The sequence below is a fragment of the Pseudonocardia sp. McavD-2-B genome, assembly GCF_024124365.1.
Lineage (GTDB): Bacteria > Actinomycetota > Actinomycetes > Mycobacteriales > Pseudonocardiaceae > Pseudonocardia > Pseudonocardia alni.
This window is the reverse complement of sequence record NZ_JAMXSG010000218.1, coordinates 1-10,081: the sequence shown is the minus strand read 5'-3', so window position 1 is coordinate 10,081 and position 10,081 is coordinate 1. Positions and strand designations below refer to the sequence as shown.

The window sequence follows — 10,081 nt, the reverse complement described above, 5'->3', positions numbered from 1 at the left end:
GGACGTCCAGCATGGGGGCGTGGGGGGGGAGGTCGGACCCGCTCACGGCGGGACCGGGGTCGGACATGGCGCCATCCTGCCACGCCGCCCCGTCAACCCGCCGTGAGCGGCGCGGGTCAGCGGCCGTCGTCGCGGTAGAGCGACCCGTGCGGGATCGTCACCTCGTTCGGGTCCAGCGGCGGCTGGACGGCCCGGTATCCGCCGGTGGCCTGCGCGGGGCGGTACCCGCCGGTGCCCTGCGGCCCGGGCCTGCGCCCGGTCCCGAACAGGTCCGGACGCCCGTCGGCCCCGACCGCGGGCTGGGTGCCGGTCAGCCCGGTGTTGCCGAACAGCTCGCCGGCCTGGCGGCTGGTCTGCGGACGCTGCTGCCCCGGGTTCGGCCGGGGCTGCGGGCGCGGCTGCGAGCGGTGCCGACCGGAACCCTCGGCCCCGCGCCGGGGGATCCCGATGAGGTCCTCGGCGGGCACGGCGGTCGGCTTCGGCGCCTCCTTCGGCGCGGTGGTCGCGCGCACCGCACCGGCACCGGTGAGCGAGCGGACCTCCATCTCGGCGTAGCGGGCGGCGTTGAACCGTTCGCGGCCACCGAGGAAGGTGCCGATGATCCCCAGGACGAAGGACACCGGGATCGACACCAGACCGGGGTTGGACAGCGGGAAGAACGCGAAGTCCGCGTTCGGCACCATCGAGGTCGGGGACCCGGACACGGCCGGGGAGATCACGATGAGGCCCACGCAGACGGTCACTCCGCCGTAGATGCTGCACAGCGCGCCGGTCGTGTTGAACCGCTTCCAGAACAGCGAGAACAGGATGGTCGGCAGATTCGCCGACGCGGCGACGGCGAACGCCAGCGCGACCAGGAAGGCGACGTTCTGGCCGTTGGCGACGATCCCGCCGCCGATCGCGACCAGGCCGATGACCAGCGCGGTCGTCCGGGCGACCTTCACCTCGGCCTCCGGCGTCGCGTTGCCGCGGCGGAGCACGTTGGCGTAGACGTCGTGGGCGAACGAGGCCGACGCGGTGATCGTCAGACCGGCGACGACCGCGAGGATCGTCGCGAACGCCACCGCCGAGATGAGGCCGAGCATGATCTCGCCGCCGAGTGCGTAGGCCAGCAGCGGCGCGGCGTCGTTCTGGTTCGCACGGGTGATCGTCCCGGGCGGCAGCAGCGCCGTCGCGCCGTAGCCGAGCACCAGCGTGAACAGGTAGAAGATGCCGATCAGCCAGATCGCCCAGACCACCGAGCGCCGGGCCTCCTTGGCCGAGGGCACCGTGTAGAAGCGCATCAGGATGTGCGGCAGGCCCGCGGTGCCGAGCACCAGCGCCAGCCCCAGCGAGATGAAGTCGATCTTGTTCGTGTACTGCAGGCCCGGGTTCAGGATGGCCTCGCCGCGCTCGGAGTTCTCGGTGGCCTGCTCCAGCACCGCGGACAGGTTGAACCCGTAGCGGCCCAGCACCCAGGTCGTCATGACCGCGGCGCCGGTGAGCAGCAGCCCGGCCTTGATGATCTGCACCCAGGTGGTGCCCTTCATGCCGCCGAACAGCACGTAGACGACCATCAGGCCGCCGACGACGACGATCACCAGCGCCTGCGACAGCGTGTCGGTCTTCGGGATCTGCAGCAGCAGCGAGATCAGCCCGCCGGCCCCGGCCATCTGCGCGATCAGGTAGAAGAGCGAGACGACCAGCGTCGAGGTCGCTGCGGCCGCGCGGACCGGGCGCTGGCGCATCCGGAACGCCAGGACGTCGCCCATCGTGAAGCGGCCGGTGTTGCGCAGCAGCTCCGCGACGAGCAGGAGCGCCATCAGCCAGCCGACGAGGAAGCCGATGGAGTAGAGGAAGCCGTCGTAGCCGTAGAGCGCGATGGCCCCGGCGATGCCGAGGAACGAGGCCGCGGACAGGAAGTCACCGGCGATCGCGGTGCCGTTCTGCGGGCCGGTGAACGCGTGGCCGCCGGTGTAGTAGTCGGCACGCGTGGCGTTCGTGCGGCTGACCCGCAGCACGATCATCAGGGTCACGATCACGAACAGCAGGAAGAACCCGAGGTTCGCGGCGACCGAGCCGACCGACTCGGCCTGGGCCAGTACCGACGTGGTCATGCGCGGACCTCCGCCTGCTCGACCCGGGCGCGCAGCTCGGTGGTCGGGCCGTCGATCTCACGCTCGGCGAACCGGACGTACAGGGTCGTGATCAGGAACGTGGAGACGAACTGGCCGAGGCCGACGAGCAGCCCGACCGTGATCGTCCCGACGACCCGGATGGACATGAAATCTGGGGCGTAGCTGGCGAGACCGACGTACGCGAGGTACCAGGCGAGGAAGATCGCGGTCATCGGGAACACGTAGCGCCGGAGTCGGCTGCGGTACGCCCGGAACTCGGGACTCGCCTGGATCTGCTGGTAGATCGTGCCGGCCGAGCGCTCTGCGGGGCTGCTCATGGCGCCGGTTCCTTTCGGGTCGTGCTGCGGGGAGCCGGGCCGCGTCGTGGCCGGGGGACCGCGGCGCGCCCCCGGGGGACACACTTCACCCGGAACAACGACGGGGTATCGCATCGGGGAACGTCGTTGCGTGCCGTTACCGACGAAGAACCCCGGTCCGGACGAATCGACCCGTCCGAACGGTCACGCTGTGTAGACCCATTCGGGGGAGACCCGTCAGGCCCTGTCGTCCAATCGGTCCCGCATGAGACCCAGTCGTTCGGGTGCGTGCAGGCGCAGCAGCACCTGGCCGGCGTCGGCGGGGCGGCGCGCGCGGGTGAAGTTGGAGACCAGCGCCATCGTCGCGAACGCCAGCGGCACGCTGACGATCGCCGGCCGGTACAGCAGGACCCCGATCCAGCCGGCCGACGTGCCGAGCCCGGAGACGTCGGCGCCGGCCAGCGCGGCGACGACCGCCCCGGCCGACACCACCCCGCCGACGACGACCCCGGCGATCGCGCCGACGTCGGTCAGCCCGCGCCACCAGATGCCCAGCACCAGCAGCGGGCAGAACGTGGACGCGGCGACGGCGAACACGAGCGCGACGGCCTCGGCGAAGTTCAGGCCGGTCGGCACGAGCGCGACGACGGTCGGCGGCACCCCGGCGAGCACCGTCGCCAGCGGGAAGCGCCGGGTCATCCGGCCGTGGCGGGGCAGCACGTCGGTGGACACGACGCTGGCCAGGCTGACCAGCAGGCCCGACGCCGTCGACAGGAACGCGGCCCACGCCCCCGCGGCGACGAGGCCGCCCACCAGCGCACCGAGCAGCCCGCTGCCCAGGATCGCGGTCGGGAGCAGCAGCACCGCGGCGTCGGTGCGGCCGGTGACCAGCAGCTGCGGGGTGTAGACCCGCGACAGCACGCCGAGCAGGGTCACCAACAGGTAGAAGCCGCCCAGCATCGCCAGGACGAGTACGGCGCTGCGCCGGGCCGCCCGGCCGTCGGAGTTGGTGTAGAAGCGGCCGAGCACGTGCGGCAGGCCCATGGTCCCGAGGAACGTGGCGAGGATCAGGGAGTAGGTCGCGAGCAGCTGGTGCTGCTCGGAGCCGGTGAAAGGGCGCAGCCAGCTCTCGTCGTCGGTGGGGGCGCCGCGGGTGACCGGTACCGGATCGCCCGCCGCGAAGCGCAGCTCGGTCCCGGCGGTGACCTCGTGGGTGGACCCGGCGACCCAGCGGAGCGGGCCGTCGACGGCCTGCCCGTCGACGGTGCCGCGGGCGACGACGTCGACGGCCAGCCGCGCCTCCAGTGTCACCGGCGTGCCGACCGAGACGGTCGTGGGCTCGCGGAACTCCGGCGGCTCGTCGCGGGCGAAGGTGTGGCCGTCGCCGAGCCACACGGCCAGGCCGATCACGGCGGGCACGGCGAGCGCGGTCAACTTGAACCAGTACTGGAACGCCTGCACGAACGTCACCGACCGCATCCCGCCGAGCGCGACGGTGGCGACCACGATCACCCCGGCCGCGCCGGAGCCGATCCAGTCGGGCAGACCGGTGACGATGCCGACGGTCAGCCCGGCGCCCTGCAACTGCGGCAGCAGGTAGAGCCAGCAGATGACGATGACGACGGCCGTGCACACCTTGCGCAGCACCGGCGAGGCGAGCCGGGCGTCGGCGAAGTCGGGGACGGTGTAGGCGCCCGACCGGCGCAGCGGCGCGGCGACGAACAGCAGCAGGAACAGGTAGCCGGCGGTGTAGCCGACGGCGTACCAGAGCGCGTCGACGCCCTGGACGAGGATCAGCCCCGCGATGCCGAGGAACGACGCCGCGGACAGGTACTCGCCGGAGATCGCGCCGGCGTTGAGCCGAGACGGCACCGACCGGGACGCGACGAGGAAGTCCGAGGTCAGCCGTGTCCGGTGGGCGACGGAGCCGATCACGGCGGACGCCACCGCCACCAGGACGATCGCGACCAGCGACAGGATCGCGGTCAGGCTCATCGATCGGCCACGTCGTCGGCGAAGTCCTGTTCCGCCGCCTCCGCGGAGCTCACGTACCACCAGCCCAGGCCGAGCAGGAACGGGTAGACGAGCACGCCGAGCAGCAGCCAGGGCAACCGGATGCCGAGCACCTCGACCTGACCGATCACCGGGACCGCGATGAACAGCGCGGGCAGCACGCCCAGCCCGATCAGCGCGACGACGCTGACCCGGAGCGCGAGCAGCAGCTGGGTGCGGACCAGTGAGTTGCGCAGCAGGGTGCCGACGGCGCCGGGGTCCTGCACGTCGGACAGCCCGCGCGAGGACTGCGCGGTCGAGCGGCGTTCGGAGAGCACGACGCGGACGCGCCCGGCGCCGGGCCCCGCGCCGTCGGCGTCGTCGAGCTCCTCGACGGCCGCGGGCGGATCGGTCGGCTCCGCGGAGAACGGGCGCGGGCGGGCCCCGGTGTAGGGCGCCGCGGCGGCCGGGGCGAACGGCTCCGGACCGGGCTCGACCGAGGGCTCGGGAGCCGGGGCGACGACGTCGACCTCGGGGGCGCGCCAGATGACCTCGGTGCGTTCGAGGGGGCCGCCGCGCAGCTCGTCGAGCTCCTCGTCGAGCTCGTCCTCGTCGGGGAGGTCGTCGTCCAGCTCGTCGTCGGCACGGTCGGCGGAGTCCGCGAGGCGGTACGGCACCGGTGCGACGGGGCCGCGCCGTCCCGCCGCGGACCAGCGGGTGGGGACCGGACGGGTCTCGGGGGACTCCTCGGGGCGCGGCCGGTCGGCCGGTGCGACGACGGTCGTGTCCCCGGTCCCAGTACGGGCCGGGATCCCGGCGTCGGCCGTGCCGTGGGTGTCGGCCGTGTCCGTGCCACGGGTCGTGTCGGTGCCGGTCGCACTGTCCGTGACGCCTGCCGTGCCGGTCGCGCCCGCGGTCCCGGGGGCGCCGGTCGTGTCGGTGGTGCCCGCCAGGAGCGCGCTGCGGTCGGGGGACCAGGTGTTCGACCACGACGTCGCGCCCGGGACTCGCTGGGGCAGACCGGAGCCGCCGCTCGAGGGGGGCCACTGCTTCCCGCTGTCGGCGACGCCCGGTGCCGGGGTCACCCCCGGGGCGGACGGCCAGCCGTCGCCGGGGCGCACACCCTCCGGGGCGTAGGGATCCGGCACGAGGTTCGCACGGGTCCGGGCCGGGCGGGAGCGGCGGTACGGCGGGCCCCGCGGAGGCGGACGCGCCGCCGCCGTCGGGGAAGGTCGGGATCCGGAACTGGCCGGAGAAGCTGCCGTCCGGCGCGGCCGGGGGCGGCGGCTCCCAGTCCGACGGACGCTTCCGCGCCCAGGCCGCGACCAGCGCCTCCGGCACCCCGACCGCGACGGCACGGGCCCGCAGCACCGCGGCCAGCTTCTCGTCGTGCAGGGCGTGGGCGCTCTCCTTCACCGCGCCGCGCGCGATCCGGTTCCGCATGAACGCCAGCTCGGTGACCGCGGACTGGTACTCGGCGACGGCCTTCGCCGCGGCCGGGCCGGAGCGGCGCCGCACCAGCGTGCGCCAGCCCTTCCGCCGGGACAGCCGGGCCAGCAGGGTCACCTCGCTCGGCGCGATCCAGCCCGCGGCGGCGAAGCCGGGCAGCTGCGCGGCGACGATCCGCGCCTCGCGGCGACGGGCGAACACCACGAGCAGGATCAGCCCGACGAAGATCGGGACCATCACGAACAGGTAGATCTGGAAGAAGCCGCCGGGCGTCGCGGCCAGCACCGACGCGCCGTTCCACAGCGCGTGCAGCACCACCGCGGCGACGTAACCGGCGATCATCGCCAGCACCCGCACCCCGATGCTGCGGCTGGCCACCGCGATCCCGGCGGCGATGCCGATCATGCAGGTGAACAGTGGATGCGCGAACGGCGAGGCGACGCCGCGGACGAACAGCGTCGCGAGCACGCCGGCCGACTCCGGCTCGGACACCGCGCGGCCGAGGTAGAGGATGTTCTCGCTGAACGCGAACCCGGCGGCGACGATCCCGGCGTAGACGACGCCGTCGACGATCCCGTCGAACTCGCGGCGCCGGAACAGCAGCAGCCCGACCAGGAACAGGCCCTTGGTGAACTCCTCCACGACCGGGGCGACCACGACCGGGCCGAACAGGTCGCCCGCGCCGCGCCCGGCGGCCGCGTCGAGCACCGCCGAGGCGCTCGTGTTGATCAGCAGGGCGACCAGCGCGGCGAACCCGGCGCCCCAGAGGAACGCGCCCATCAGCATCCGCGGCGGCTCGGGCTCCCAGCGGTCCACCCAGAGGAACGCCGCCACCACCGGCACGACCGGCAGCAGCGCGGCCAGGGTCCCGACGATCACCCCCGGCGTCCCGATCGCGCGTTGCAGCACCCCGATCGTGATCACCGCGAGCAGGGCCAGCACCACCAGGCCGACGACCGGCAGCAGCACGCCCCGTCGCTTGGCCGACGGCGCCGGCACCGGTGTGTACGGGCGGCCGAGCGTCGGGGACGTCATGACCGTCCAGCGTAGAGAACCGGCCCCGTCCGCGCGGGGGACGCGCCTCAGGTCGAGCGGATCCCACCGTCGGTGTCGTCCGGGTCGTCGGGGGCCCGGCAGCAGTACTCCAGCCAGAACGCGGCGCCGATCAGCAGCAGCGCGCTGACCACACCGATCCCGGCGACGACGCTGTCCCGGAACGCGGCCACCACGACCGCGGCCCGCGGCAGCGTGTGCATCAGCACGGCCACCCACAGCCCGGCGACCACCGCGCCGCCGACCGCGGAGGCCTTGGCGAGCAGCACCGCCCGGGCCGCGACGAGCGGCGGTACCGGGACGGCGCCGTTCCGGCGCTCGATCCGGCGCCGCAGCACGACCCCGCCCGCGGCCTCGGCGGCGGCGAGGACCGTGACGACGACCGCCGCGGCGACCGGCAGCGTCGGCAGCGACCCGTAGGTCAGCTGGACGAGAATGTTGCCGAGCAGGGCCGCGACCACGGCGATCGCGGCGACGTCGCGGACCCGGGTCGGGCGCACGGTCGGGCGCGGGTCGTCGTCCGGGCCGCGGCCCGAGCGCCGTCCGCCCGGTCCGGGCGCGGTCATGCCGGGTCCCGCAGGACGACGTCGTCGCGGCGGTGCACGCCGGCACGGCCGTCCGGGCCGAGACGGTCCAGCAGGTCGGCGACCGGCCCGTGCCCGTGCAGGACGGCCCCGGGCTCGGCGAGCAGCCACGGCAGCAGCACGGTGGCCCGGTCGGGGGTGCCCGGGTGCGGCAGGAGCAGCTCCGGGTCGTCCGAGGTGACCGGGGCGCCGTCGTCGGTCACCTGGACGACGTCGACGTCGAGGGTGCGCGGCCCCCACCGCTGCTCGCGGACCCGGCCCGAGGCGTCCTCGAGTGCCTGCCCCCGGCGCAGCCAGCCCCACGCATCGAGCGCCGGGTCGTCCGCGACCAGCACCGCGTTGAGGAAGTCCGGCTGGTCGGTCACGCCCCACGGCGCCGTCTCGAACACCGGCGACACCGCCACGACGGCCGCCCCCAGGTCCGCGACGACCGTGCGCAGGTGCGCGGCCCGGTCGCCCAGGTTGGAGCCGAGGGACAGGATCGCGCGGGTCACGCCCGGCTCCGGGTCAGGACGACCGCGACGTCGTCGAAGGTCAGCGGGATCGGCGCCGACGGCTTGTGCAGCGTCACCTCGACGGCGGCGACCCGGGCGTCGGAGTCCAGTACGGCCTGTGCGATCTCCCCGGCGACGGCCTCGATGAGATCCCGGGCCGGACCGCCGACGATGCCCGCGGCCAGCTCGGCGAGCTCGCCGTAGTGCAGCGTGTCGGCCAGGTCGTCCGAGGCGGCGGCGGGCGCGAGGTCGGCGTGCACCACCAGGTCGACGACGAACTCCTGGCCGTCGCGACGCTCGTGGTCGAACACGCCGTGGTTCCCGCGGACCCGCAGACCCCGTAGCTCGATCCGGTCGCTCACCGCCCGGTCTCCCGCGGGGTGCGGGGGCGCGAGGCGCCGAGCCGGCAGGCGGCGGCGACCGCGATGGCGTCCATCGTGGACTCGACGTCGTGCACCCGCACGCCCCAGGCGCCCGCGTTGGCGGCGAGCGCGCTGACCGCGGCGGTCGCGATGTCGCGGCCCGGCGGGGTGCGCGGCTCGCCCTCGGCCGAGGCCAGGAGCTCGCCGAGGAACCGCTTGCGCGAGGCCCCGACCAGCACCGGGAACCCCAGGTCGACGAACACGTCGAGCCGGCGCAGCAGCGCCCAGTTGTGCGAGGCGTTCTTGGCGAACCCGAGACCGGGGTCGAGCACGATGCGGCCGGGGTCGACCCCGGCCATCACGGCGTGGTCGACCCGGGCGACGAGCTCGGACCGGACCTCGCCGATCACGTCCTCGTAGCCCGCGAGCTGCTGCATGCCGGCGCTGTGCCCGCGCCAGTGCATGATCACCCAGGGCGTCCGCGACTCGGCGACGACCGCGGCCATCCGCGGGTCGGCCAGGCCGCCGGAGACGTCGTTGACCATCGCCGCACCGGCCTCGACGCAGGCCTCGGCGACCGCGGACCGGGTCGTGTCGACGCTGACCCGCACGCCCGCGGCGACGAGCTCGCGCACCACCGGCAGGACGCGATCCCGCTCGGTCGCGGCGTCGATCCGCTGCGCGCCGGGCCGGGTCGACTCCCCGCCGACGTCGACGAGGTCGGCCCCGGCGTCGCGCATCGCGACACCGTGCGCGACGGCGTGCGACCGGTCGACGTAGCGGCCGCCGTCGGAGAACGAGTCGGGGGTGACGTTCAGGATCCCCATGACCGCGCAGCGGCCGAGCTCCGGCAACGCCCCGCCGGGGGCGACCACGTCACCGCCCCCTGATCAGCGAGAGCGCCTCCGCGCGGGAGGTCGCCGAGCTCTTGAACAGCCCGCGCACCGCCGAGGTGGTGGTGCGCGACCCCGGCTTGCGGATGCCGCGCATGGCCATGCACAGGTGCTCGGCCTCCAGCACGACGATCACCGCGCGCGGGTTCAGCTTGCGCACCAGGGCGTCGGCGATCTGCGCGGTCAGCCGCTCCTGGACCTGCGGTCGCTTGGCGTACAGGTCGACCACCCGGGCCAGCTTGGACAGGCCGGTGACCTGGCCGTCGACGGCCGGGATGTAGCCGACGTGGGCCACCCCGTGGAAGGGCACGAGGTGGTGCTCGCAGGTGGAGAACATCGGGATGTCCTTGACCAGCACGAGCTCGCCGTGGCCCTCGTCGAAGGTCTTCTCCAGCACCGTGTCCGGGTCGACGAACAGCCCGGCGAAGATCTCGCCGTAGGCGCGCGCGACCCGGGCCGGGGTCTCCTTGAGACCCTCGCGGTCCGGGTCCTCCCCGACCGCGATCAGCAGCTCGCGGACGGCGCGCTCCGCACGGTCCAGGTCGATCCCGCCGGGTACGGCCCGAGTCACCCCGGCCGCCACCGCGGCGGACTCCACCGGTCCGGAGCGTCCGTCCGTCGTCGACGTGCTCAGTGTCCTGCCTCCGGGTCGTGTCCGCGTCGCTGCTCGCCGGCGCCGGGGTCGTTCGCACCGCCCGGCGCGCCGTTGCCGTGAGCGCCGTTGCCGTTGCCGCCGCCCGGTCCGCGACCGGGCCAGGGACCGCCCTGGGCGGGGCCCTGCGGCCCGCCCTGCTGCGGCGGCTGCGCCCAGTTCGGCGGCGGCCAGCTCTGCCCCTGCGGG

General features: G+C 74.5%; 8 protein-coding genes and 3 pseudogenes. All 11 read right to left on the bottom strand.

The genetic code is table 11. The annotated features are described in order from the left end of the window. Positions 1-503: 503 nt before the first annotated feature. Positions 504-2,096, bottom strand: a pseudogene (locus NH602_RS23005) (cation acetate symporter); the annotation flags it as partial. Further along, positions 2,093-2,434: a DUF485 domain-containing protein gene (locus NH602_RS23000; RefSeq protein ID WP_253068876.1), complete on the bottom strand. Its 342-nt coding sequence runs from the start codon at positions 2,432-2,434 to the stop codon at positions 2,093-2,095. The gene NH602_RS23000 and the pseudogene NH602_RS23005, both read right to left, overlap by 4 nt. A 216-nt stretch (positions 2,435-2,650) precedes the next feature. After that, entirely contained in the window at positions 2,651-4,408 is a 1,758-nt protein-coding gene (locus tag NH602_RS22995) for a cation acetate symporter (RefSeq protein ID WP_179761460.1), read from the bottom strand. Continuing rightward, entirely contained in the window at positions 4,405-5,553 is a 1,149-nt protein-coding gene (locus NH602_RS22990; RefSeq protein WP_253068877.1) for a hypothetical protein, read from the bottom strand. Before NH602_RS22990 ends, NH602_RS22995 begins: the two co-directional genes overlap by 4 nt. A gap of 577 nt (positions 5,554-6,130) precedes the next feature. Next, a pseudogene (locus NH602_RS22985) lies at positions 6,131-6,634 on the bottom strand (PrsW family intramembrane metalloprotease); the annotation flags it as partial. A gap of 302 nt (positions 6,635-6,936) precedes the next feature. Then, positions 6,937-7,473: a DUF3180 domain-containing protein gene (locus NH602_RS22980; RefSeq protein ID WP_073576764.1), complete on the bottom strand. Its 537-nt coding sequence runs from the start codon at positions 7,471-7,473 to the stop codon at positions 6,937-6,939. Beyond that, positions 7,470-7,985, bottom strand: a complete 516-nt coding sequence (gene folK / locus NH602_RS22975; RefSeq protein WP_073576765.1) for a 2-amino-4-hydroxy-6-hydroxymethyldihydropteridine diphosphokinase — start codon at positions 7,983-7,985, stop codon at positions 7,470-7,472. Before folK ends, NH602_RS22980 begins: the two co-directional genes overlap by 4 nt. After that, positions 7,982-8,347, bottom strand: a complete 366-nt coding sequence (folB, locus tag NH602_RS22970) for a dihydroneopterin aldolase (protein WP_073576766.1) — start codon at positions 8,345-8,347, stop codon at positions 7,982-7,984. Before folB ends, folK begins: the two co-directional genes overlap by 4 nt. Next, positions 8,344-9,174 carry a dihydropteroate synthase gene (gene folP, locus NH602_RS22965; protein WP_073576927.1) on the bottom strand — a complete coding sequence of 277 codons (831 nt, stop codon included), beginning with the start codon at positions 9,172-9,174 and terminating at the stop codon, positions 8,344-8,346. The genes folB and folP overlap by 4 nt, the downstream gene beginning before the upstream one ends. Before the next feature lie 49 nt (positions 9,175-9,223). After that, positions 9,224-9,838 carry a GTP cyclohydrolase I FolE gene (gene folE / locus NH602_RS22960; protein ID WP_374210252.1) on the bottom strand — a complete coding sequence of 205 codons (615 nt, stop codon included), beginning with the start codon at positions 9,836-9,838 and terminating at the stop codon, positions 9,224-9,226. A gap of 32 nt (positions 9,839-9,870) precedes the next feature. Next, a pseudogene (locus NH602_RS22955) lies at positions 9,871-10,081 on the bottom strand (hypothetical protein); the annotation flags it as partial.